Raw genomic sequence first — 22,912 nt, forward strand, 5'->3', positions numbered from 1 at the left:
GCATTGTTGAGTTTGAGTTCTAGCTTCAGGGCGTACATAGCCAGGGAGCAAGTCAGGAGTGCCAACATTGATACTTATTTTACCAGTTACAGACAGCGATTGCGACAAGAACACCGTGTTTTTTGGACCTGATGTCTTTAATGTCAGGAAAAGTCTATGAAACTGCCGTTTAGTATCATCTCTTGACGCTCTCGAACAGATTTAGTCAGCAAGTACGTTGCCAAACTGCTAACGGATCTGCTTTCTTCTTCTGCCCATTCTTCCAGAGCTTTTTGAATTTCCTCTGGCAGATATGCGGTAACTCTTCCCCGTGAAGCCATTCGTTGCACTACAAAACATATCAACACAGTCCATCTTACGCTGTGCCCATCGCTTAAGTGCGATCGCTTTCTGATTCTTCCTTTTTCTGCTCTTGGCGATCTCTGACTGCTTTAGCTGCCACATGGGATAGCAGGTTTGCAAGGGTTCTATCTTCTTCTTCTGCCCATTCGGACAGGGCCTGATGAACGTCTTCTGGCAGTGTAACTGTAACTCGCATTCGTGAAGGCATGGGCTGGCACGGTTTTACTTCAATTGTCTTTAATTTTACACTCTAACATCATTTTATATATTTTTATGTTATCTGCATCTTATAACATCAAATGATGCTATAAGTGTATATAGGGTTCAGACCCTAAAAAGTCAGAAGCCAGCCCCTTACTGTCCAAGGTTCCGGGCTGGCTCTGGCTCCAAAAATATCAATGGAGTGTATTCAATTATGACTTATAAAGACCGCTTGCACTGTTGGGCGATCGCCCGTTTGTTACCGACTCAGCAATGGATAATTGTCGCCCGCTTCCGCAGTCGTTCCGATGCAGAGGGGCATTTTCAGTTTTTGCGACAAACTATACCCCACGTTAAGTTTGAGGTTGTGTTCGATATAAGCGGGGACAGTCACCGTTTATCGGCGTTGGGCCGTCCTTCCAATCCCGTCACCAGCACGTTATAAATGGTAATTTTCGCGGCGGTTTCAGTTAATTAAACATTGGCGATCGCACTTTTTTTGATAAGTGCGATCGTCCGTACCCTCTCAGCCAAATCAGAATTTACACTGGGGTGGCCTCAAGACTGAAATTCTCCGAACAGGACTTTATCAACCTTGGGCTGTGGTAAAATTATCATATCCACAACACTTTCTCGTTACTTAAAAATATGCGCTCGAAACTAGAACAAATTACGCTTCAAGACAGAAATGCTGCTGAAATGGAAATTCGCGACAAGCAGAAGCAAATTAATTACGACACGAAAGAGTATCCAGTCGAAATACTCGTTCAAAAATATATGGAAGGAATTAATGATAATACTAATAAGTTGTTTATTCCGGACTACCAACGTGAATTTGTTTGGGATGAAGCAAAGCAATCAAAGTTTATCGAATCCGTAATTTGGGGGCTGCCAATACCTTCTATATTCGTTGTTGATATCGGTCATGATGAAAATGATGAACCACGTTTAGAGATCGTAGACGGTGCACAACGCATTCTTACCATAACTAGATTTGTTAACAACGAATTAACCTTAAGTGGACTCGAAAAAATAGAGCGTTTAAATGGATTTAAGTTTAGTGATTTACTCCTGCCTCGGCAGAGGAACTTCAACCGAAAGACAGTTCGGACGATCCAATTAACTGAAGCTGCAAATAAGGAAGTCCGAAGAGATTTATTTAAACGGATACAATCATTTTAAGTGCAATGTCAATCCATTTTACATACTGCACACAATCTGAGGCAACCCGTTTTAGAAATAAAGTAGTGGCGCGTATTAAATATTTCCGCAATTAACTGCCATGTCACACTCATGAATACTGTATTTTTAGACTTTAATACACGCGCCAAAGAGGTGAATGATTACTTCATTTTTCTGGAGAGCTTGGAAAAACAGACAACGAAGTTAGCTTTATTCGATACTCGTGGCAAATACCAAATTCAAAGCCTCGATCCAGAGTTAGCAAAAACTCTCAAAGCTAATGGTTTTTTGTTGCTGTATAATTTAGTTGAATCCACTATGCGAAATGCCATTGAAGCCATATTTGATGAGTTTAAAAATCAAGCAATCTCCTTCGATCAACTCAAACCAGAAATCAAAATGATTGTTCTTCAAAATCTTAAAAAGCGTTCTCCTAAGAAAATTCATTTACATATCAACCAAATATCTACAGACATCATCATAGCTACATTTGAACGCAAAGAACTATTTTCAGGGAATGTGGATGCTAAGGTGATTAAAGAAATAGCCGAAAAATACGGTTTTTCATATCAAACAGACTTTGCTAAGACAAAGAACGGGCAAAACCTTGTAGTTATTAAACACAACAGGAACGACTTAGCGCACGGACTTAAGTCTTTTGAAGACGTGGGCCGAGATAAGACTATTGAGGAACTTTTAGAGATTAAGGAGGAAGTCAGAGAATACCTACGTCAAATACTGGAGAATATTAAAACTTATCTTGACAATCAAGAGTATTTGGACGTAACTACAGGTAATCCTTAATTTTAGGCTAAGAAACCGGGTTTCTGGGATGATTTAGGTTGGGTGGCGAGATATCTCGGAAGAAACCCGGTTTCTGGGAATGATGGGAAGGCTACTTCCGCACCATCACAGACTTAATTACAGCATTCGGTTGATACTTGTTAGTCTCAAAAAATCCCCCTTGACCCGCGCCATAAACTCCCGCAAATTGCTTTCCTTCAGCCTGGGGAACAAACATAATTTTTCTACTCGGTTGGTTGGCAAAAACTACATTTTCTCTCATTTCATTATCAACATTATAAGATAAAGTAGTCTTGCCGTAAATTGCCTCGGCTTGTTTGAGAGTCATTCCTGCCCCCACGCCCTGAGCTGTTTTATAATTGGCATTGTCTGTCATCAAAATTTCAATGACATCTGTATCCTTTAGCTTTGTACCCGCAGCATAAATAATCCGATATTGCACTTTTCCCGACTGGATGAGGGCCACAGCATCAAAATCAACCATAAAAGGAGACTCAACCTTAAACTGCGCCGTCGCACCCAAAGTCTTTTTTAGTTGTCCGAAAGTCATCCCGACCTTGGCTGTTCCCATTGTGCGATCGCTAATTGCTACACTTGCAGAGGCAGGTTTTTGAGCAGCATTAGCCACTTTTGGCTGCGCGTTGGTACTGACACGCGCCACAGCGACACCGGGATTTGATATTGCTCCCAAATAAGAGCCGATCGCCAATAAAACAGCTATCATCGATCCAGACAAAACTTTAATATTGAACATGACTAATTCTCCTAGATTTCAAATGCGACTATCTACCCGCGTCTTTTGGGCTATATTGGGCATCACCTTGTTAGTTTGGATTCTCAGAGGCGTTGGCCTCTTGACATTCATTCCGGGTGTGGTGATGTGGATACTGATTTTGCTGTCTTTTGTCGCGGGTATCCTCAGCACTATACTGCGTAGATAATTTCGTGTCCGGTAATAATAGTTTGTTAACTGTTAACTGTTCACTGTTCACTCTTGTCATAAAAATAACTAATAACAAATAACCAATAACAAATAACCCATTATTTTAATTTCATTGCCTTTCCAACAGTCACATTCAATTGCGCTCCTATCAGCATCACCAAACAACAAAGATCCAGCCACAATAGCAAAACAATAAAAGTGCCGATCGTCCCGTAAGTCCAACTGTAATTGCCCAAATGCAAAACGTAGAAGCGAAACAAAGCTGAAATCAGCGCCCACAAAACAGCCGCAAAGACAGCACCAGAAAAAATCGGTATATTTCGTTGGTGGCGGCTCGGTCCGTAGCGGTAAATAAAAGCAAAGGCAACTGATATAATTCCCAAAGCAATCGGCCAGCGCCACAACCGCCAAACAGCCAACAGTTGCGACTCCAAAGGGCAATTTTTCACCAACGATAAGCAATTTTTAACATCTTTTAAATTGCAATTAGCAACGGACTCCAGCAGACAACTCTCGCGGGCAATAGCTTGTACAATTAAGTCGCTGACAAAGACTGCTCCCGATGCCATAATTAATAGTATAATTGTACCGATACTCAGGGTCAAAGAAATCAGTTTTGCCTTCACAAAAGAGCGAGTTCGATCGGGCGGAATTTCATGGATGCGATCGAGGGCAGCCATGGCCGCGCTCATTACTCCAGAAAAAGCCCACAAGGATGCTACAAAACTCAGAGAAAATAGTTGTTGGTTGCGATATAAAAGGATTTCTTTGAGGGAACTCCGAATCAAATTGCGCACATCATCGGGTATGACTTCGCCTAAAAGACCGGCGATTTGATACAGTGTTGATTGCAAAGGTTCAAAAAGCGCGATCGCCGATAACATAGCCAACAACCCCGGAAACAACGCCAGCATAGAATTGTAGGCCATTTCCGCCGATAGCCCCGGCAACCGCTGCTCTCCTGCCTTCACGCAGACCTCCCGAAGCGTCCCCCAAGTCAAACAGCGACAAAATAGCCAAAAGTGACTAAATTTCTGTTTGATAGCTCTCAGTACCTTCCAAAGCACCCGAAATAAAGCTAAAATCAGGTAGCGCAGCCAGTAATAAATGTTCATAATTAATTAAGCTATTACCAATTCCCAATTCGCAATTCGCAATTCGCAATTCGCAATTGCCAATTCCCAATTCCCCAATCTAAAATCAATATGGTTCAAGATGTCAGACAGTGGTTAGATGAAATCAAGCGGCTGCAACAGCAGTTAACAGAAATGACGCGCGATCGCGATGAGGCCGGCGAAAGTGCGGCTCAGTGGCGTCAACTCTACAATACCGAAGCCGAACAGCGCCGGAATGATACTAAACTCACTCAGCAAACGATCGCCAATTTAGAAACACAAATACAGCAACTCCAAACTTTCTCTCCCATTGTATCGGAAGGCGAAGCAACTGGAATTGCCCGCCTGGAAGAAGTGGAACAACTGCAAACAGTGGGGGAACTTAAAGCTAAATTAGTTATGGTACTCCAAGAGCGCGATCGGGCGATCGAACAAATCAAACAACTGACTCAAGCCCTCAAACAAGAAGAAGCGCGCCACGCCGAAACTAGCAAAAATTTAACTAGCGCCCTAGGAGACGCCGTGGACTTGCTCACGAAAGCCAAAAATCCTGCCCCTGCAAAAACAGAGACAGCCTATTCTTTGGAGATAGTACCTGTTACCACGGGAAATCCCGGCGAAACTGCGATCGAAATCCGCCACAATCCGGCCCAACTTCCACCTTCTAAAAATCCGTTACTTCAGCTACCACCTTTTGAAAGTTAGTAGTAATTAGTCAGTATTTGTGGGTGCTAAATGATACTATCTGCAACTATCCCAGCCATGATGGGTTCATTGCCGTACTATCAAATTGACTACTGGTCTTATAAAGTTCGTACTGCCCTTTCAGCGCCGCCTCGCGAGTGCGATTCAACATCGCCGCCACTTGTGCCCGATCCATCGGCACAAACGTGCGGACTGCTTCAAAGGCTTGATCCAAGAGTTGCATCGTATCAATACCAGTAATCACCACTGAAGTAGGTAGATTCATCGCATAGTGAAGACATTCGATGGGGGTAACAGTATTGCTTCTAAGTACATAGGAATCGCCCATAGATTTCATCCCCAACACACCCATTTGGTTCTTCACCAGCACCGGCAAAACTTGTTGCTCAAAACTTCTGAAATGACCATCCATCACATTCAGCGGCATCTGTACCGTGTCAAAACGGAAATTGTTTTGAGTGGCAAGTTCCAGCATCCGCAAGTGAACTAAAGGGTCTTTGTGTCCTGTAAACCCGATGTAGCGAATCTTGCCCGCCTTCTGCGCTTCCACCACAGCTTCCATTGCCCCACCAGCCCCAAAAATGCGATCGGGGTCTTCCATCCTAATAATTTCATGATGCTGCATCAGGTCAATGCGATCGGTCTGCAACGACTTCAACGAGTCGTCAATCTGCATCATCGCAGCGCCCTTAGTGCGACCGTCGATTTTGGTCATCAAAAACACCTTTTCCCGATAGCCATCCTTAAGGGCTGCACCCATCCAGCGGTGGCTGCGTCCGTTGTGATAGTCCCAGGAGTTGTCCATAAAATTGATGCCACGATCGATCGCACTTCGGATCAACTTAATACTATCTTGCTCCTCTCGCAGGCGTCCGATATGGTGTCCCCCAAGGCCAATAGCAGACACTCGCTCTCCAGTCCGCCCCAGAGTTCTGTAAGTCATCTCCCCGCTTTTAGTTTGAGCTTGGCTAACTTCACCTTGGGCTAACACAGGTTTCAAAAACCCTTCGGAAGCAGCCAGCCCTGCTGCTACCACACCGGAAGCAGAAGTTACCTTTAACAACTCGCGTCTGCTGATACCCATAAATCTTTCCTTCAAGCAACTACTAACGCCGACAGCAGCTCTCTTGCCACCCTAAGCACGGCCTAGTATGCCCTAACTGCGGGCTGTCAACTTTTACAATGGTAAGAAGGCAGTCGCTTCATTTCCTCTTTCTAAAGAAGGAGTGTGATTGGCGATCGATCTGATGGCACAAGCCCTTGGTAACAACTTAAGATTGGTCGATCGGCCAAATCTGAGTTTTCTCCCCATAAGTATTTCCTGAATAATGTAGCTAATCTAATGGGTATATTAATAAGTTGTAGCGGTTTGCGATCTTAGTCTAAATTTGATGATTGAGAAACATCTTAGAGTTCTCCCGATTTTTCTCTCGCCCATGCTCGCACGGCTTTACGCAAAGAAATGCGCCCATAATTACGATTTTGCTCGATTAATCCCGGTATTTCTTGTATCGGAAGAGTTGGAAAAATAGAACTATTTTGTACTTCTATATATTCTTTCCCCGACCGTTGGTAGATTTTGAGTTCACCCGAATCATAACACCAAATTTCTGGCACACCCAACCGAGCATAAATGGGAAAACGACTGAGAGATTTACTTGTTACGTCTATTTCTAAAGCCAAATCCGGTGGTGGATCTTGTTCCAAATTAAACTGGAGTTTGCCGCGAATTTTTGACTCATTCTGGAAGTAGAAACAATTGTCTGGTTCTACCCCAGCTTTTTCGATTTCTCGCTTCCAAGTGGTTGAGCCTAAGCTTTCATAATCTTGCTCCAACACTTCTGCGATATCTTGAATGGAAATGCCGATCGTTTCTTTGTAGTATTCATGTTCGGGTAATGGTGTCATAATTTCTAAAGTTCCATTATCATAGGCGAATCTAGCAGCACGGCTTTCACCGAGATCCGCAAGCAACTTCTCAAATTGTTGCCAACTGATATTATATAGAACTACTCGATCGGCACGAGGTTTGGTTAGTAGCATAACTTTTTCTCAAAACTTTTTGATAGGTAATCCTATTATAGCCGAAGGAAATTCGGCAACGGATTTGGCTCCCATCAAGGACATCCCCTTGACAGAAGAAGAAAAGACACAGAAAAGGACAGAGAGTATTCATATCTCCTGAAATAAAACTCAGTTAAATTCATCCGTCTCTCCCTGTCCGAATCCGTGTCGTTCCCGAATTCCTTCTTCTTAAAATCCCATCGCCCCAGCTACCGCATCCAAAGTCGGAGCAATGCCATTTTTAAACTGATTGTTGCTGTGATTAATTGCCGTATCTGGGTCTTTTAAACCATTACCAGTCAGCACGCAAACTACCGTTGCTCCCGTGGGAACTTGGTCTTTTACCTTCAGCAAACCGGCCACAGAAGCTGCACTCGCAGGTTCGCAGAAAATCCCTTCCTGGGATGCTAACAAACGGTAAGCATCCAGAATTTCAGCGTCGGTGACAGCACTAAAACTGCCGCGGCTGGCTTCCGAAGCTGCCACAGCCTGTGTCCAACTAGCTGGGTTGCCGATCCGAATCGCTGTCGCCAGAGTTTCTGGGTGCGACACGGGCGATCCACTCACCAAAGGTGCAGCCCCCGCCGCCTGAAATCCCATCATCTTTGGCAAGCGGGAACATTTTTTCGCTTGATGGTATTGACAAAAACCCATCCAGTATGCTGTGATGTTTCCCGCATTTCCTACGGGAATGCACAGCCAGTCTGGGGCATCGCCCAAAGCATCAACGACTTCAAAAGCGCCGGTTTTTTGGCCTTCCAATCGGTAAGGATTCACCGAATTGACCAACGTCACCGGGTAGTTAACGGCCATTTCCCGGACTATTTCTAAAGCCCGATCGAAATTTCCTTGAATCGAAATCACTTCCGCACCGTAGAGCAAAGCTTGGGCCAACTTGCCCAAAGCCACGTAACCTTCGGGAATCAATACGAAAGCTCGCATCCCCCCACGTCGGGCGTAGGCGGCTGCTGCTGCGGAAGTATTGCCCGTACTGGCGCAAATTACTGCCTTGGCACCTGCTTCCTTGGCCTTGGAAATCGCCATTGTCATCCCCCGGTCTTTGAAACTACCAGTGGGGTTGAGGCCGTCGTATTTGACTAGGACTCGCACGTCTCTACCGATGAGAGCGGCGATCGCAGGTGCTGGAATCAGGGGAGTGTTGCCTTCTTGGAGTGTCACTACCGGCGTAGTTTCCGTCACCGGCAGGTAGGGGCGATAAGCTTCGATTAAGCCCGGCCAGCCGTAGTGTTTTGGCATGACTGCGCGGGCAGCAGGGTTATGAGCAGAGTCAGTTACAGGTAGAATCAGGGTCACGATGTCAATGGTTTTGAGGCAATGGCCAAGGAATTTACACCAATTTTAGCTCGATCGGTTAATTTGATGTTTAATACGATCGGTTCAGGTTAAAGTAACTTAATGGTGTGAATGTGTAGATATGTCTACCCAATTACTAATGTCAAATAATTCATCCACTCTTTCTCGGCCTCAAATCACGGCTAGCAATCCCGAAATGGCTAGTGCTTCTGCCCTACCGACCGGTTTGACCCGGAAAGTAGAGTCTGCGAAGTCTCCGTATCAAGCCGACCACCAAGTTAAATTTCTGCACCTGCAAGCAGAAATCGAATCCTTGCTGCTACAAGTGCAAACCCTCAAACAGCAACGCTCTGTTGCTGGCTCTCAAGTTGCGATCGGCCAAAATTCTGCAGGTAGCAACAACAATTAGTAGTAGCAACTCGTGCTAATTGTGCCGCCCCTGTGGTATAAAAAGTAAAGTTTTGTTGACCGCAGTGTTTTTTTAACCAAAAGCGCTAGCCAATTAATCTGCGGCTAGCGATAGCTAGCATTTGTTAAAACGCGCTTCTTAAAACGCGATCGCCTACCTAAACTAGCCTGGTGCTGACTTGCAGCAGGCGACATGGTACTGCGTTAATTTTGTGACCGGTTCTACTGGTACAGGGAAAATCTAGATCGATCCCCAACTTCTAGTTGGGGATTTCCAAACATTCCAAGAGAGTTTATGACAGCATCGATCGAAAAACCACTAAATTTGACATCCGCAAGTGACACTTCCAACTTGCGCCTCAAAGATATTCTCAAAACCCTGCCGCGGGAAGTATTCGTCAAAAACCCCCGCAAAGCTTGGACAAAAGTCATCATCAACGTTTTGCTAGTTGCTGTCGGTTACTGGGGCCTAGCAGTATCCCCTTGGTTTCTACTACCCCTGATGTGGATTTTCACAGGTACTGCATTGACCGGTTTTTTTGTGATCGGCCACGACTGCGGACACCGGTCATTTTCTAACCGCCGCTGGGTAAACGATTTAGTCGGACATCTAGCATTTTTGCCATTAATTTACCCGTTTCACGCATGGCGTCACGGACACAATTATCACCACAAGCATACCAACAAAATTGGAGAAGATAATGCTTGGCAGCCCATGAGAGCAGAAGACTACGCTGCTGCTCCCAAGGCTTTACAAATAGCTTATAGTTTAATTTTTGGTCCGCTATGGTGGGTAGGCTCGATCGCCCATTGGGCAAAAGTGCACTTCATGTGGTGGCGCTTCAAAGGCCAACAGAAACAAGAACAAGTCCGCTTTTCTGTGTTAGTGGTTTTAATCGGTGCTGCGATCGTATTTCCCACACTAATTGCCACAACAGGCATCTGGGGATTCGTCAAATTTTGGTTACTGCCCTGGATGGTTTACCATTTCTGGATGAGCACATTCACGATTGTTCACCACACCGCACCAGACATTTCATTCAAAGAACCTTCAGAATGGAATGAAGCCCAAGCGCAACTATCGGGAACAGTTCACTGCGATTATCCTCGCTGGGTAGAGTTCCTATGTCACGACATTAACGTCCACGTTCCCCACCACTTGTCAACAGCAATTCCCTGGTATAACTTGCGGCTAGCCCACAGTAGCTTGAAAGAAAATTGGCAAAATCATCTCTATGAAACCAAATTTTCTTGGTCTTTGATGAAGCGGATTGCCGACAACTGTCACCTCTACGATCCCGCGGGTGGCTATCTGACATTGGAAGATTTTAAAGCTCAAGCTAAGTAGTCAGCAGTCATTAGTCAGCAGTCATTAGCTATTGGTTATTGGTGTCGCCCTGAGCGAAGCGTCGAAGGGTTATTGGTTATTGGTTATTTACTGTACCCAGCCCTTCGACTAGGCTCAGGAACCGCCTAGCGTCGCCAGCCAGCGAAGCGTCGAAGGGTTATTGGTTAAGAATTCCCAATTCCCAATTCCCAATTCCCAATTCCCAATGAAACATGACTTTTAATCCCAATAACTGTCGCAACGAAAGCGAAGTAGAAACCAAACTAATTGTCAGCTATCTACTGCCAAAACTGGGCTATACCCCCGACAATTGGTACCAAGAAATAGCCTTTGGGAATATCCGTCTAGACTTCCTATCCTTCGCCACCCAAGTTCTCCCCATAGTCATCGATGCCGACTCGCCAATGAGCGTAGTAATTGAGGCGAAACATCCGAAGGAAAAATTAGACCGCCACATCAGGAGACTGAAACGTTACTTAACAAGCTTAAACATTCGCTACGGACTGATCACCAATGCGAAAGAAATTAGAATATATGAAATAGCAGCCTCCGAGATTCAGCTAGTATTCAATTGCTCTGGCCAAGAACTTGAAACCAGAATCGATGAAATTATTGCTTTAATTGGCAGAGATAGTTTAAAAATAATCAAAAGTCCAGAAAATCTCGAACTAAAAGATAGTCAACTAAATTTAGTTACTCGTGATTTGACTAACGAAATAGCGATCGCTCTAAATCATCCAGCCAACGTCGAACCGCCACCAAATCCAATCTCCCAACCGGAAAATGTGCCAGAAATAGTGCCATTCGCTCCCGAAATTGTACCAAAAATAAAATTAGATCTAGTTGAACCCACAACCAGTCAAAATACTATGAAAATAATTGCTGTTTACCACAATAAAGGCGGAGTCGGCAAAACTACAACCGTAGTCAATTTAGCCGCCGCCCTCAGCAAGCAATGTAAAAGAGTCTTGGTGATAGACTTAGACAGTCAAGCTAATACAACCTTTGCCACAGGTTTAGTCAAATTTGATGACGAAGAAGATGATGATTTGAAACAAAAAAATATTCTGCACATCTTACAATCAGAGGATTTTTATTCAATATCAGAAGTAGCTAGAAAGTCTAATTTTTGCAGTCCAGCAATAGATGTAATTCCTTCTCACATTGATTTAATGCAATATGAAACAGAACTAAACTCACTGGATTACAGTAGAATGATTCTGATACAGAAACTAGCAGAAGTACAAGATAAATACGATATTGTATTGATTGATACGCCACCGTCTTTAAATTTTTATGCCAGAGTTGCCCTGATTGCAGCCGATTATTTAATTATTCCTTCTGACTTAAAGCCTTTTGCGAATCAAGGATTAATTAATGTCAAAGATTTTATCAAAAAAGTTAATGGATTTAAGAAACAAATCGGCAAAAATCCTCTACAGGTTTTAGGTGTACTTCCTTGTAAAATCTCAACTAACGGTAAATTTATACAATACAGTTTGCCTAGGCGGAGGGATGCAATTCCCAAACGTTACGGTATAGAAATTATGGAAAGCGTAATTTATGAAAGAGATGATTTGGCTAAGTGTGCAGAACAAACTCAAATATTCGGAGATATCGAAATTGCCGACCCTATCTCCGTGTTAGACTTTAAGCCAGATTCAATCGCATCCCAAGAGTTTGAAGTATTAGCAATGGAAGTCTTGGAAAAGATAGGTGAAAAATAATGCAAAAATTATCCCCCTCGTTGGTAGCAGTAAAAAAGATTACATCTAAAGTTCCTCGTGACAATTTTGCCGATCGCGATTTGGAGAAAGTCGCCCAACTAATTTTAGAATTAGGAGGATTGATCAACCCCATAATTCTCCGGCGCAACGGGATGGAAGCCTACGAGATAGTAGACGGAGACTTTGAATACTATGCGGCGGCGAAAGCCAGGGAAATCAACCCTATGAAAGGCGAGACCATCGGAGCATTTATTCTGGAACCAGAAAATGAAGAACTTCTCCTAGAGCAGGTTAAAGCGCTGAGGAAATCAGCCCAAACTGGCAATTTAGTTGAAAGTCCAGAAACCGGGTTTTTTGACGAAAATACTTCATCGCAGCCCGCAGACTCCATAAAAAACCCGGTTTCTTTAGTCGAAGTCCCTAATTTATGTGAAAACGAAACTCCCGAAGATTCATCCAGTTTAGAACAGCGACTAACAAATATTGAAACTAGGTTAGAAAATCAAATTAATGAATTAAAAGCCGAGTACGCCCGCGAACAACAGGTTTTAGCCCAGAGTATAAAAGAAGTTGAAAACCGAATCTTACAACAAGTACCTCTGTTAGTTGAAGCTGGCTTAGCAAATAGAATTAATGAGTTGAAACCAGAGTCGCCGCCCAAAAAACAGGCGGTTGAAAACGTAACTTCCCAACCAATGTCGCTGTTATCAGCGCTCAATACTCTAGAGAAATCTGAACTTTCGGCGACTTTTAAAGATGCTGGGCTGAAGCCTAAAGTAATCGAAACAATACTCGAAATAATACTCGAAGAGCGAGATGTGCGGCCGTTTGAGTCATTTACAAGTGCGGTGAAACGTATTGACGGGTTAACCGACAAAACAATGATTAAAATAATTGACAAGTGGCACAAATACTCATAACTCGCAATTCCTGTAGCGTGTTTTCTTGCCTTTCCAATTAGGTTCAGATCCCCCTAAATCCCCCTTAATAAGGGGGACTTTGAATGCTCTTGTTCCCCCCTTGTTAAGGGGGGCTAGGGGGGATCTCCGGGTCAATAAAACACGCTCTGCGCCCACTGGGAACGTTAGCCCAGTGAGGCTCCACACTAACAAAAGTAAAGATGAGTTAAGCAATGTATCATTGGTGTCCCCCAGCCAGTTAAACTCATCACAGTCGCTTGTTTTAGGAATTGCAGTAACTTTTGTCGATCGCCAGGGATGTCGCCCCACGGAAGCCGCGTAGATATACATAAATCCCTAAAACACCTAATTTTTATAAAAAAGGGGGTTTTTAACAAGATGGAGCGATCGCAAGATCAAAACCGAATAATTGAATATTTGCGGATTAAGCCAATTAGTCACAGTCAAATTTACACTTCCCAAATTGCGATACCAGAGACTCAGCGGGGCGAAATTATCCGCGATCGCCGCGAAGCTCTCAGAAGAAGTCTAATTGAGCAAGGGAGCAACTTGATTCCTTTAATTGTACGCCCCACAGAAGCTTACAGCAACGAAGAAGAATACGAAGTTGTCTGCGGTGCTGATTGGTGCATAGTTGCTAAAGAACTTGGCCTCGCACAAATGTGGGCTTGGGTGTTTGAAATGACCGATGAGGAAGTAGCTGCTGCTCAAACAGAAATGGAACTTTTAGCTCCACAGCCAACTCAAAAAACAGCCCAAATTGAGAGTCTACTGCAACAATTTGAGCTATCATTTCAAAAAAAAGTAGAAAGTCTAACAAAACAAATAGAACACTCAATAAAAAAAAATGAAGACCTGCTCAAAAAACAAGTAAAAGCTCTAACTGAGCAGAAGTTAGAGGGCGACAAAATAGAACAGATTAGGATTGTAATCGAAGAAATTGAACAAACATTTAACAAAAAGGTAGACAAATTGGCTAAAAAAATTGAGCGATCTGGCATCAATATTCCTCCCACGTCTGCTGCGATGGATGAGATGAATCTGGAAGGTGCGTTAACACTGTTGGATGAATTCGAGAAATTGCTGTCAATTAAATTAGAATTCACCGTCGAAACAATTAATCAGTTTGTGGCGGAGGCAATTACAGGTCTAGAATCAGACCTGAAAAATCAAATTGCAAGGCTCCGTCACCAACTTGGAGGCACCGTCCACAACTCTGGAATACCACCAGAGACCAAGCCGAAAACTAAGTCTAAAACACAGCCCAAAAAACCGTTTTTGCCACAATTACCGCCGTTGCAATCCCCACCAGAAGACTACGACAGTCTCTCCCTCAGACGCTTGAAGGCGATCGGCAAAGAGCGGAAATTGCGAGGTTATGCACGGATGAAACGACCAGAAATTCTGGCTGCTCTCAAACGCATTGACGGTAAATAAAATCGAGGGAATACCAAGCTACCCGAATTCTTAAATAATTCGGGTATTTAACACAGATATTAAAACATTGCTAAAATACTGTATCAAAACAGATTAGTGCCGAGTATATCGATGCTTCACACCCATAGGAAAATACTCCGAATCCCCCGTTGCAGTTAGCGTCACAATGGGTAATTGATATTCTGGCGGTACATAGTTGGCAAATTCGCTGTTTAGCCGCCGCAATTGTGAGAGAATAGAAGATGCGATCGCCCTTTTTTTCTCCTCATCACCATCCACCCCCGGTGCTAATTCCACAACCACAGATAAAAACCGATTTCGATCGGAATCCTCCCTAACTTGCAGCACAAACTTTCCCGTCACCCATTCCCGAATGGTGGGAACCTCTAAACCGACGGTGACATTTTCTGGGTAAATGTTAGCACCGAAGTAGGAAACCGTAAAGTGCGATCGCCCAAATACATAGACAAAGGGTAGCCGTCGAATCCCTCTAGGAAAATCTGAATTTGGCAATAAATTTAAAGCTGCTGCTGCTTGCAAATGTTCCCCAGGGTTAAATCCCCATGCAGCTAAAAAATCGAGCATTGCTTCATAAGAAATTAAGCCACCATTGTCAGAAATATGATAACGTATTAATGGGATGCCATTGTCTCCAGAAAATAGCAATGTACCATCATCATTCACTTCAAAAAAGCGACTGTTCGGATCGTACTGCATCAAGCTGGGCAACCGCGATTCTCCAAATAAATTGCGTGCAGCTTCAGGATTATTTGCTAAAAAGTGGCGGATGCAAATACTCAGCGGTGTCTCGTTAGCTAAAACTCCTGCATCGGCAGTGCCGTAAAGGCTAGCAGAGTTGTAATATAGATTGGGAGAATGAGTGCGATCGCTAACCAAACTCCGCCATTCTTCGCTAAAAACTTCCCCCGCAAACACCATCTTAATTCCATATTTTTCCCACTCCACACCCGCAGCAATGCCACTATCAATGACATCCTTAATAAAGGGTGGATATCCTAACAATACCACTTGCTCAAAATCCGCTCCAAGTTCCTGCACAACCCGCAATATTTCTGTTTTATTATTTCCCGGTGTTACCACCGTCACTGGATAACCTTTACTCGCTAAATGGCGGCAACAATTCGCGGTATACATTCCCCCCACCCAAGTCCCCAACGCAAAGCATATCACAGCTAAAGTTGAACGAGTATCGGCGTAAAAACTGTCATAAAATATTTGTTCAAAGCGAGTAGCAATTTGCAACTCATCGCTGAGGAAGCGCGGCCAAAAAGTGGGTTTTCCTGTGGAACCAGAAGAAACAGCAATGAAATCGCAAGTTTCTAATTTACCACCGCGACACAACTCAGCTAGTCGGTGACAGCGCAAATAATTGTCTTTAGTAATTAGTGGCAATTTTTGGAAGTCTTCAAAGCTTTGAATCTCCGCAGGATTAATGTTATGTTTAGCTAAAAAAGTTTGGTAAGCGGGAACAGTTACAGCGACGTTTTGAAAAAGTGCCTGAAGCCCAGCTATTCCCCAGGGAATCTCAACTGTTTCAGGAGAAGCTTCCTGCTGTTGTTGCAATCGTTTTTCCAGGGCTGTGTTCCAAAACTCTTGATATGCTTTCTCAGCTCGTTGACGCTGTTCTTTCTGCATTTTTTCCTCCTGAAAATACACATATATTGTTAGCCAAATTTTGATTTAATCAAGTTTTTTATAGGGCTAAACTTAAGTCTTGATTATTGCCGATAGGCAGTTCTATGATAAATTCTGTACTGTGATTTTCTCTTGAAATACATTTGAGTTTACCTCCATGCTTTTGGACTACTATTTGATGACAAATATATAATCCTAAACCCGTGCCTTCTCCCACAGGCTTAGTCGTAAAAAAAGGATCAAAAATTTGATTTTGAAATGCTTTCATAATCCCCATTCCATTGTCTAAAATACTAACAGATACACATTTACTATCTAAAATATTTGTACTAATTTTGATAGTAGGCAAAGTTTCCCCATCCTTCAGGTCTCTTTTCATCCGTTTGTCTGCCAAAGCATCGATCGCATTAACAAGTATATTCATAAACACTTGATTTAACTCAGAGACATAACATTCTATTTCTGGTAAACTACTATATTCTTTAATCACTTGAATGCTAAAATTTCCGCGATTAGATTGCAAGCGGTTATCCAAAATCATGAGGGTACTATCCAATCCCTCATGAATGTCTACTATCTTGACTTCCGACTCGTCCATCCGGGAAAAATTACGCAAAGATAAGACTATATTTTGAATTCTGTTTGTTCCTTTTTTCATAGAAGCTAAAACTTTCTGCAAATCTTGCATCGCAAACTCTAGATCTACTGCTTCTATGGCGTTTTGAATTTCTGGGGCTGGTTGAGGATAAAAATTTTGATACAATTTAACCAGCTCTAATAACTCTTGAGTATATCGATTAGCGTGAGCTAAATTTCCCCCAATAAAAGTAATCGGGTTGTTGATTTCGTGAGCAACTCCCGCCACTAATTGTCCCAAACTAGACATTTTTTCGTTGTGGATTAATTGAGCTTGTGCCTGCTGTAAGTCTAGTAAGGTTTTTTTCAGCTTTTGACTTTGAACTCGTAATCGATCCTCTACTTGCTGCCGTTGTGCGATCGCAGCATACAACATTAAATTAGTCAGTACCACAACCCCGATAAAAGACTGCAATAACACCAGAGATTCATTCAGATCGGGACGTACAAACGGTCCCCCACCGTTAACTGTTCCTAAAACAGCAATAGCCGAAACAATAAATATTAATAATGTTGACCCTTTGATGTCAAAACGAAATACGGCCCATAGGATAAAAGGAATCATCATATACTCCACCGGATAGCCACCACCAAAAGCAACTTTACCGACGGCACATACCAGCAATATTAATAGAATAAATTCAGCCTGCTGTAACTGAAATGACAGAGATTTAAAATGTTTAAATCTCCGGTGGTATTTTTGCTGGATTTGGGCATTGCCGAATTCAAACAATTCCTGAATAAGCTCTAAAAGTAGTGGACTCCAGATTAACAACAGAGGTGTAAAAATCAAAATCCCGCCTACATTAGACATCCACCATGTAAACCAGTTAGTTCCCCAATTTTCCAGAGGGACGATACCTCGCAAATAGAGAGTGGTAATACCGACTGTGGCACTGACAATGGGCCCACACATTCCCCCCATAATGACAAATCTGAACACACTTTGGGGGCGATCGAACAAATGGCGACTTCCGACAAACTTATGTAGCAGAAAACTGCCTAAGATTGCCGATCCGCTAGTTCCCACAGCGATGCTAGAAGCAATGGCGATGGAAATAGCCACAGAAGCTGGATTTGTTTTGTCCAAAAAAGCCCAAATATTGGCAAAAAATGAACCGATCCAAATTCCAGGCCAAACGCGATATCCTACTAACAGGACGGCTGCTAAAGCGAATCCGTCAGGAGGCCAAACGGGAGTCACATTGTCAGGGGTGGATGCCAAAAATCGTCCCAATTCAGCGGTGCTGTAGTAGACAGCAGCTAAAACGGCAACTGCTGTCGAGTGCAGCAACCATTTTGGTAGGGATAAAAAATTCATTAACAACCCTCGAATTGAATCGGATTTTTTTCACTATACTGCAAGCCCATCACCAAGCTGTTGACAAAATTGCTTTCTGCCTCCATCGATGCAGCCTTTGCTTCAGATTTCTGGGTTTCTTGAGTTTCTTGCCCTCGATCGCACATCCTATCAAAATATCAGACGCAACAAGTTCCAATGACTAATCCTATCTATCCCGGCATTACTCTAGGCAACCACTACCGCATTGTCCGCGAATTGGGACATGGTGGCTTCGGGCGCACCTACCTCGCTGAAGATGCTCACCGATTTAACGAGCCTTGTGTTTTAAAAGAATTTGCGCCCCAAGTACAGGGGAGTTACGCTTTACAGAAATCCGAAGAACTCTTTGAGCGGGAAGCCGGAGTGCTCTACAAGCTCAAACACAACCAAATTCCCAACTTCCGCGAACTGTTTCGGGTGAATATTAGCGATCGAGGCTACCTATTTCTCGTCCAAGACTACGTACCCGGTCAAACCTACCGCTTTCTGCTAGATGCCCGCAAACGTCAGGGTTTGCGCTTCATAGAAGCCGAAGTCAACCAACTGCTGATCCAGCTTTTGCCAGTGCTGGAATATACTCACGCTCTGGGAGTCATTCACCGCGACATCTCCCCAGATAACCTGATTCTGCGACTGTCTGACGGGATGCCGGTACTCATCGACTTCGGCGGAGTCAAACAAGTCGCCGCCACCGCAGAATCTCTGTTTGCAGAGACTAACAGCACTCCCGCCCCCGCCACTCGCATCGGTAAACTCGGCTACGCCCCCGCCGAACAGATGCAGATGGGCATTGTGTATCCCCACAGCGATTTGTACGCTTTAGCAGCAACGGTTTTGGTATTGCTGACAGGGAAAGAACCCCATCAGTTGCTCGACAGCCACACCCTAAATTGGCATTGGCGATCGGAATGTTCTGTGTCTCCCAATTTGGCTCTAGTTTTGGATAAAATGCTCGCTCACGGGCCTAGCGATCGCTATTCCTCGGCTCGCGAGGTAATGCAGGCTCTCTCTGGCAATCCCCCTTCCTGGCCTCACTCACAACCGACACCAACACCAACATTTCCGGCAACCCAAGCGCCGCCGGAGTTACAGCCCATACCTATCGTGCCCCCGAAACTGCCGGGAGTTCCGGTTTCCATGACTAATATTCGCAGTCAGGAAAAGTTGCCTGCTTGGAAAATGGCGTTGCTGGTGGTGGCAGTTTTGTCAAGTATGGGAGGATTGGGCTGGTTTGCGGGTAATTATTTGCTAAATCTGCAATCTAAAGTGCAGAAAATTCCCGTGGCCACGGGCCCAAAGCAGCAGCAGGAAGATGCTTTGCGCGATCGCTTTCAAAAATTAGAAATAGACGATAGATTTTATAATGGTTACGTGAGTCTGGTGGACGAGACTTTCTATGCTAAATACCCGGAATTGGGAGGACGGCTGCTAAAAGAAGGTGAGGGCGATCGCACTTGGCGAGAAAGGTGGCAAAAAATCGGTGACGAATTACTTGACAAATTGGAAAATATCAGCAGTAACGCTAGAAAGAAGTTAGGCAGTTACGACACCACCGATATCAGTACCTGGAAAGTAGAAGTCAACAAGATCAATTTGAGCAGTCGGGCGCTTTATGATTTGGCTGATGCTAAGTTTTTCTATCTGTTTCCAGAACAACCGCGCGATCGTAATATAATTGGTTTGGCGATCGGACAAATTTGGCAAGCAATTACAGCAGATGCCCTCGCAGCCTTACAAGCAGGAGCAACTATCGAAAGGGTTGAATTTGAAAACCGAGCTTCCCAAAAAACCCTCAAAGGCAATCTCAAACCAGGAGAAGGGAAAGCTTACATAGCCAGACTAGCTCAAAATCAAACTCTCCGAGTAAATTTGCAAGCTCCCCCTAAATCTACTCTGCTGTCAATTTATACTCCGGGGCGGACAAACAAGTCGCGAGCTTTGCTAGAAGATGCAGAGGGCCTTAGTTGGTCAGGATTGTTGGATGATGCTGGTTATTATGAATTCGTGGTAGTTTCTAAATCCTCAAAGCCTATTTCCTATGATTTGAATATGGCGGCAGAATAAATAATAGCCCCAGGATTCATCCGGCGCGTAGCTTGCTGCATTTTTCCCATCTAAAATCTCAAATCGATTGACGTTGCACAAAACCCAGACAATAATAGAGAATAGTAATCAAGTGAATTTTCCGGTTTAAAAAAGAATATGCTGAGATTTGCGATCGTAGCTTTAGTGACCTTAGAGTTAGTATTGCTGACAGCACTAGGTATGAATCCAGCCACTGCGACAGTCAGCAACCCCGAATTTTACGCTTGGAACTTTGCCTCTGTAGGCAGCAGCGAACTTGTGTGTAAAAAAATGGTAGTAGCCCCCCAAGACTTAGTTCTACCCTCATCGCCCATGCAGGCGGTTAATATCAGTTCAGCTATTGTGGACGAAAAATTTTGTGCTAATTCCACTAAACCTTTGAAATCAGAGGGTTAATCGGTTTTTGCCGCTAGCAACCGAGTGATGTTGTTGGCGGCAATTTTTAGGTAAATTCACTGAAAGGAAGCGTGAATATAGTCATATTCTGAAGGCTGAATAATTAAAATTCAAAACTACACTTGAGAAAGCAAAAAATCGCGTGAAACTAAATCATCTGAAAGTTTTCCTTCTGAGGGTAAATATATGGCTACAGGAATATCAATAGAAGTCAAATACTTACACATCAAAGGACCAACATCTCGCCACTCTAAACCACCTAGTCCGCATCCAAGTGCCGGCATTGCTAACGACTTTATCCCTTCACTTTTGTAGTTTTCACAAAGCCACTGCAAGCCATTCTCAATGTCAATAAGAGTTGAATTATTTTTCCAGTGATTCTTGGTGGGAAACAATAAAAACCATGTTTGAGAGTTATCATTTAAATTTTCTGAAGGCAATAATGTAGGCTCAGCTAATTGTTCTATAACCGATGACTCACGTTTGTATAAGTAAGGTTTTCCTATCTGCAAACTCTTATTTCTGCACACTTTTTCATACCTGACATATACATCAGGAAAACGATCTTTTGCTGTTGATGCCAATCCTTTGCCCATGACACCTACACAATTAACGCTAACAGTAAGAGTTTGCATTTTTGAAAAAAACATATCTCCGCGAATCAGAGAAACTGTTGGAGTAAGTCTAGCACTCCAGACTGGTTGAAAAAATCTTTCTGGTTCAACAGTAATAGGTATCTCCGAAAAACTAGGCTTGTCACAAGCAAGCAGCTTTTTTCCTAAATCTTCTCTGGCGCGATCGCAAGCAACATAAATCATTTGAATATAACTTGGCACAATCCGTTCTGGAACCAAGCATTCAGCCATCATTTTTCTTTTTGACCCATCTTCATTATTCCACCATGTTTTATTTATTTCCTTCCTGATTTGAGGTAAAACTTTTTCACTTTCCTCAATGGGAATGATTTGCGAATCCTGACTAGCAGCATTACCTGTAGTAATAAAAATGTTTTTTTTATCTAATATTTTCTTTTTTATGCAGATAATTGCCACTTGATGAACGGCTGTTTTATTGATAACTGAGTAAAGCATTGCATTGCGCGGCTGAAAGTAAAGATTAGCGAAACTCCACAAGGATTTATTATCGCTAACTATTCTTCTAGAACGAATATCAACTATTTGACTGTTGTATATAGGCGTGTTATTCAATCCCTCTATCTCGATAATTTCGTGAGATAAAATACCCTTTTCTAAAATAGAAATAATATTGTCAAAATGAACAATATAGTACAATCCTTGAATGCCCATTTTTTGAACCATTTTTTACCTAAATATCCAATATTTTATGAGTAAATAGATTGATAAAATTATACCGACATCAAAATTTAGCTGACTTGCACTAATCAAACTAGGTTTACTGGCATTCTATCACAACCACACAAATAGTGCTTCAAAGGGCGATCGCACTTCCCTACATCCTCCAAGACTAAAAAACAGAAAGTCCGCGCAGGCGGACTTCGTTTGTCTAGAACCACACATCAGTCTAGCCGACTAATCACTCCAAATTCAAAACACAATCAGGAAAACGAGTATTCACACAAACCACCGGGCCCACATTCGTCCCCCGTAAATTGGCACGTTCCAAATCAGCCTGACGAAAATCCCTCACCGCCTCTATATTTGTACCACTCAATTGAACTTTAGTCAGCCTAGTATTAGACAAAATAGCATTCTGCAAATTCGTATCGCGCACATCCGCAAAAGACAAATCAGCCCCACTTAAATTCGCTCGACTGAAATTAACTCTAAACAAAAGCGATCGCCTCAAATCAGTATTCGACAAATTAGCTTGCAACAAATAAGATTCCGCCAAATTAGCCCCAAAAAGTTTAGCACCACGCAAATCAGCCATCGTCATATTTGCCCTACCCAAAAAAGCATTAGACAAATTCGCACTGCGCAGATTAGCACTCTCCAAATCCGCACCATACAAATCAGCATTAACTAAATTAGCACCAGCCAAATTAGCATCAGTTAAATCCGCTTGAATCAAATTAGCTTCATAGAGATTTGCTCCGCTTAAATCAGCTCCTTTCAACTTAGCTCTATACAAGCTAGCCTTGAACAAATCAGCATTTCTCAAATCACAACCCTCACACTCCTTAGTTTCCAACAACTGGCGGACATGATCGGCATTTTGAGCTTTCACCGGAACTGCTAGCCAAAGCGAGGCTAAAATTGTCGTTACAGTTGCTAAAATCTTAACTTTCATAAACAAACCTCACAGA

The 22,912-nt window shown here is 43.2% G+C and carries 23 protein-coding genes; 12 read left to right on the forward strand and 11 right to left on the reverse strand.

The genetic code is table 11. The features are described from left to right. Nucleotides 1–143: 143 nt before the first annotated feature. Complete coding sequence (locus tag AAFP14_RS14125) at nucleotides 144–320, reverse strand: ribbon-helix-helix domain-containing protein (protein ID WP_341732885.1); 177 nt, start codon at nucleotides 318–320, stop codon at nucleotides 144–146. A 53-nt stretch (nucleotides 321–373) separates the two neighbouring features. After that, on the reverse strand, nucleotides 374–550 hold the full coding sequence (locus AAFP14_RS14130; protein ID WP_341732886.1) for a ribbon-helix-helix domain-containing protein: 177 nt from the start codon (nucleotides 548–550) through the stop codon (nucleotides 374–376). 207 nt (nucleotides 551–757) lie between these two features. Here AAFP14_RS14130 and AAFP14_RS14135 point away from each other — a divergent pair, with 207 nt between their 5' ends. From AAFP14_RS14135 to AAFP14_RS14145, 3 genes are all read left to right on the forward strand, one after another. Next, entirely contained in the window at nucleotides 758–988 is a 231-nt protein-coding gene (locus AAFP14_RS14135) for a hypothetical protein (protein ID WP_341732887.1), read from the forward strand. Between the two features lie 254 nt (nucleotides 989–1,242). After that, nucleotides 1,243–1,725 carry a DUF262 domain-containing protein gene (locus AAFP14_RS14140; RefSeq protein WP_341732888.1) on the forward strand — a complete coding sequence of 161 codons (483 nt, stop codon included), beginning with the start codon at nucleotides 1,243–1,245 and terminating at the stop codon, nucleotides 1,723–1,725. Between the two features lie 111 nt (nucleotides 1,726–1,836). Continuing rightward, on the forward strand, nucleotides 1,837–2,529 hold the full coding sequence (locus AAFP14_RS14145; protein ID WP_341732889.1) for an MAE_28990/MAE_18760 family HEPN-like nuclease: 693 nt from the start codon (nucleotides 1,837–1,839) through the stop codon (nucleotides 2,527–2,529). Nucleotides 2,530–2,620: 91 nt separating this feature from the next. On the opposite strand, the gene AAFP14_RS14150 is transcribed toward AAFP14_RS14145, so the two are convergent. Next, nucleotides 2,621–3,283: a hypothetical protein gene (locus tag AAFP14_RS14150; protein ID WP_341732890.1), complete on the reverse strand. Its 663-nt coding sequence runs from the start codon at nucleotides 3,281–3,283 to the stop codon at nucleotides 2,621–2,623. On the opposite strand from AAFP14_RS14150, the gene AAFP14_RS14155 reads away from it, so the two are divergent. Beyond that, nucleotides 3,282–3,470 (forward strand): hypothetical protein, encoded by a 189-nt coding sequence (locus AAFP14_RS14155; protein WP_341732891.1) that lies wholly within the window; start codon nucleotides 3,282–3,284, stop codon nucleotides 3,468–3,470. The genes AAFP14_RS14150 and AAFP14_RS14155 overlap by 2 nt on opposite strands. A 100-nt stretch (nucleotides 3,471–3,570) precedes the next feature. On the opposite strand, the gene AAFP14_RS14160 is transcribed toward AAFP14_RS14155, so the two are convergent. After that, on the reverse strand, nucleotides 3,571–4,587 hold the full coding sequence (locus AAFP14_RS14160) for a YihY/virulence factor BrkB family protein (RefSeq protein WP_341732892.1): 1,017 nt from the start codon (nucleotides 4,585–4,587) through the stop codon (nucleotides 3,571–3,573). A 90-nt stretch (nucleotides 4,588–4,677) separates the two neighbouring features. On the opposite strand from AAFP14_RS14160, the gene AAFP14_RS14165 reads away from it, so the two are divergent. Then, complete coding sequence (locus AAFP14_RS14165) at nucleotides 4,678–5,292, forward strand: hypothetical protein (protein ID WP_341732893.1); 615 nt, start codon at nucleotides 4,678–4,680, stop codon at nucleotides 5,290–5,292. Nucleotides 5,293–5,338: 46 nt separating this feature from the next. Here the strand turns inward: AAFP14_RS14165 and AAFP14_RS14170 are convergent, their stop codons facing one another. The 3 genes from AAFP14_RS14170 to thrC all read right to left on the reverse strand — a co-directional run bounded on the left by AAFP14_RS14170 (nucleotide 5,339) and on the right by thrC (nucleotide 8,670). Then, the gene (locus AAFP14_RS14170) at nucleotides 5,339–6,376 is read right to left on the reverse strand and encodes an aldo/keto reductase (RefSeq protein ID WP_341732894.1); all 1,038 of its coding nucleotides are present in this window, start codon (nucleotides 6,374–6,376) and stop codon (nucleotides 5,339–5,341) included. A gap of 323 nt (nucleotides 6,377–6,699) precedes the next feature. Continuing rightward, a complete protein-coding gene (locus tag AAFP14_RS14175; RefSeq protein WP_341732895.1) occupies nucleotides 6,700–7,335 on the reverse strand; it encodes a Uma2 family endonuclease in 636 nt (211 codons plus the stop codon). Between the two features lie 210 nt (nucleotides 7,336–7,545). Next, a complete protein-coding gene (gene thrC, locus AAFP14_RS14180) occupies nucleotides 7,546–8,670 on the reverse strand; it encodes a threonine synthase (RefSeq protein WP_472851052.1) in 1,125 nt (374 codons plus the stop codon). Nucleotides 8,671–8,809: 139 nt separating this feature from the next. Here thrC and AAFP14_RS14185 point away from each other — a divergent pair, with 139 nt between their 5' ends. The 5 genes from AAFP14_RS14185 to AAFP14_RS14205 all read left to right on the forward strand — a co-directional run bounded on the left by AAFP14_RS14185 (nucleotide 8,810) and on the right by AAFP14_RS14205 (nucleotide 14,510). Next, nucleotides 8,810–9,079 carry a hypothetical protein gene (locus tag AAFP14_RS14185; RefSeq protein ID WP_341732897.1) on the forward strand — a complete coding sequence of 90 codons (270 nt, stop codon included), beginning with the start codon at nucleotides 8,810–8,812 and terminating at the stop codon, nucleotides 9,077–9,079. Between the two features lie 294 nt (nucleotides 9,080–9,373). Next, a complete protein-coding gene (locus AAFP14_RS14190) occupies nucleotides 9,374–10,426 on the forward strand; it encodes a fatty acid desaturase (RefSeq protein WP_341732898.1) in 1,053 nt (350 codons plus the stop codon). A 212-nt stretch (nucleotides 10,427–10,638) separates the two neighbouring features. Beyond that, nucleotides 10,639–12,153, forward strand: coding sequence for an AAA family ATPase (locus AAFP14_RS14195; protein WP_341732899.1), 1,515 nt, complete (start codon nucleotides 10,639–10,641; stop codon nucleotides 12,151–12,153). Next, entirely contained in the window at nucleotides 12,153–13,073 is a 921-nt protein-coding gene (locus AAFP14_RS14200) for a ParB N-terminal domain-containing protein (RefSeq protein ID WP_341732900.1), read from the forward strand. The genes AAFP14_RS14195 and AAFP14_RS14200 overlap by 1 nt, the downstream gene beginning before the upstream one ends. 378 nt (nucleotides 13,074–13,451) lie before the next feature. Next, on the forward strand, nucleotides 13,452–14,510 hold the full coding sequence (locus AAFP14_RS14205) for a ParB N-terminal domain-containing protein (RefSeq protein ID WP_341732901.1): 1,059 nt from the start codon (nucleotides 13,452–13,454) through the stop codon (nucleotides 14,508–14,510). Nucleotides 14,511–14,603: 93 nt separating this feature from the next. Here AAFP14_RS14205 and AAFP14_RS14210 read toward each other — a convergent pair whose 3' ends face one another. Further along, nucleotides 14,604–16,166, reverse strand: coding sequence for a phenylacetate--CoA ligase family protein (locus AAFP14_RS14210; protein ID WP_341732902.1), 1,563 nt, complete (start codon nucleotides 16,164–16,166; stop codon nucleotides 14,604–14,606). Nucleotides 16,167–16,224: 58 nt separating this feature from the next. Then, nucleotides 16,225–18,123 (reverse strand): MASE1 domain-containing protein, encoded by a 1,899-nt coding sequence (locus AAFP14_RS14215; RefSeq protein ID WP_341732903.1) that lies wholly within the window; start codon nucleotides 18,121–18,123, stop codon nucleotides 16,225–16,227. Between the two features lie 177 nt (nucleotides 18,124–18,300). On the opposite strand from AAFP14_RS14215, the gene AAFP14_RS14220 reads away from it, so the two are divergent. Then, complete coding sequence (locus AAFP14_RS14220) at nucleotides 18,301–20,208, forward strand: serine/threonine-protein kinase (RefSeq protein WP_341732904.1); 1,908 nt, start codon at nucleotides 18,301–18,303, stop codon at nucleotides 20,206–20,208. A gap of 138 nt (nucleotides 20,209–20,346) precedes the next feature. Then, a complete protein-coding gene (locus AAFP14_RS14225) occupies nucleotides 20,347–20,625 on the forward strand; it encodes a hypothetical protein (protein WP_341732905.1) in 279 nt (92 codons plus the stop codon). Between the two features lie 116 nt (nucleotides 20,626–20,741). Here AAFP14_RS14225 and AAFP14_RS14230 read toward each other — a convergent pair whose 3' ends face one another. Together AAFP14_RS14230 and AAFP14_RS14235 are read right to left on the reverse strand one after the other, a co-directional pair. After that, complete coding sequence (locus AAFP14_RS14230; RefSeq protein ID WP_341732906.1) at nucleotides 20,742–21,944, reverse strand: DarT ssDNA thymidine ADP-ribosyltransferase family protein; 1,203 nt, start codon at nucleotides 21,942–21,944, stop codon at nucleotides 20,742–20,744. A gap of 235 nt (nucleotides 21,945–22,179) precedes the next feature. Then, complete coding sequence (locus AAFP14_RS14235) at nucleotides 22,180–22,896, reverse strand: pentapeptide repeat-containing protein (protein WP_341732907.1); 717 nt, start codon at nucleotides 22,894–22,896, stop codon at nucleotides 22,180–22,182. Nucleotides 22,897–22,912: the final 16 nt, after the last annotated feature.

This window comes from Microcoleus sp. EPA2, from assembly GCA_020882975.1.
Taxonomy (GTDB): Bacteria; Cyanobacteriota; Cyanobacteriia; order Cyanobacteriales; family Microcoleaceae; genus Microcoleus.

What these genes read in the sequence shown, in the direction of transcription:
- AAFP14_RS14125 (WP_341732885.1), bottom strand. Translation starts at nt 320, where the DNA reads ATGGCTTCACGGGGAAGAGTTACCGCATATCTGCCAGAGGAAATTCAA.
- AAFP14_RS14130 (WP_341732886.1), bottom strand. Translation starts at nt 550, where the DNA reads ATGCCTTCACGAATGCGAGTTACAGTTACACTGCCAGAAGACGTTCAT.
- AAFP14_RS14135 (WP_341732887.1), top strand. Translation starts at nt 758, where the DNA reads ATGACTTATAAAGACCGCTTGCACTGTTGGGCGATCGCCCGTTTGTTA.
- AAFP14_RS14140 (WP_341732888.1), top strand. Translation starts at nt 1,243, where the DNA reads ATGGAAATTCGCGACAAGCAGAAGCAAATTAATTACGACACGAAAGAG.
- AAFP14_RS14145 (WP_341732889.1), top strand. Translation starts at nt 1,837, where the DNA reads ATGAATACTGTATTTTTAGACTTTAATACACGCGCCAAAGAGGTGAAT.
- AAFP14_RS14155 (WP_341732891.1), top strand. Translation starts at nt 3,282, where the DNA reads ATGACTAATTCTCCTAGATTTCAAATGCGACTATCTACCCGCGTCTTT.
- AAFP14_RS14150 (WP_341732890.1), bottom strand. Translation starts at nt 3,283, where the DNA reads ATGTTCAATATTAAAGTTTTGTCTGGATCGATGATAGCTGTTTTATTG.
- AAFP14_RS14160 (WP_341732892.1), bottom strand. Translation starts at nt 4,587, where the DNA reads ATGAACATTTATTACTGGCTGCGCTACCTGATTTTAGCTTTATTTCGG.
- AAFP14_RS14165 (WP_341732893.1), top strand. Translation starts at nt 4,678, where the DNA reads ATGGTTCAAGATGTCAGACAGTGGTTAGATGAAATCAAGCGGCTGCAA.
- AAFP14_RS14170 (WP_341732894.1), bottom strand. Translation starts at nt 6,376, where the DNA reads ATGGGTATCAGCAGACGCGAGTTGTTAAAGGTAACTTCTGCTTCCGGT.
- AAFP14_RS14175 (WP_341732895.1), bottom strand. Translation starts at nt 7,335, where the DNA reads ATGCTACTAACCAAACCTCGTGCCGATCGAGTAGTTCTATATAATATC.
- AAFP14_RS14185 (WP_341732897.1), top strand. Translation starts at nt 8,810, where the DNA reads ATGTCAAATAATTCATCCACTCTTTCTCGGCCTCAAATCACGGCTAGC.
- AAFP14_RS14190 (WP_341732898.1), top strand. Translation starts at nt 9,374, where the DNA reads ATGACAGCATCGATCGAAAAACCACTAAATTTGACATCCGCAAGTGAC.
- AAFP14_RS14195 (WP_341732899.1), top strand. Translation starts at nt 10,639, where the DNA reads ATGACTTTTAATCCCAATAACTGTCGCAACGAAAGCGAAGTAGAAACC.
- AAFP14_RS14200 (WP_341732900.1), top strand. Translation starts at nt 12,153, where the DNA reads ATGCAAAAATTATCCCCCTCGTTGGTAGCAGTAAAAAAGATTACATCT.
- AAFP14_RS14205 (WP_341732901.1), top strand. Translation starts at nt 13,452, where the DNA reads ATGGAGCGATCGCAAGATCAAAACCGAATAATTGAATATTTGCGGATT.
- AAFP14_RS14210 (WP_341732902.1), bottom strand. Translation starts at nt 16,166, where the DNA reads ATGCAGAAAGAACAGCGTCAACGAGCTGAGAAAGCATATCAAGAGTTT.
- AAFP14_RS14215 (WP_341732903.1), bottom strand. Translation starts at nt 18,123, where the DNA reads ATGAATTTTTTATCCCTACCAAAATGGTTGCTGCACTCGACAGCAGTT.
- AAFP14_RS14220 (WP_341732904.1), top strand. Translation starts at nt 18,301, where the DNA reads ATGACTAATCCTATCTATCCCGGCATTACTCTAGGCAACCACTACCGC.
- AAFP14_RS14225 (WP_341732905.1), top strand. Translation starts at nt 20,347, where the DNA reads ATGCTGAGATTTGCGATCGTAGCTTTAGTGACCTTAGAGTTAGTATTG.
- AAFP14_RS14230 (WP_341732906.1), bottom strand. Translation starts at nt 21,944, where the DNA reads ATGGTTCAAAAAATGGGCATTCAAGGATTGTACTATATTGTTCATTTT.
- AAFP14_RS14235 (WP_341732907.1), bottom strand. Translation starts at nt 22,896, where the DNA reads ATGAAAGTTAAGATTTTAGCAACTGTAACGACAATTTTAGCCTCGCTT.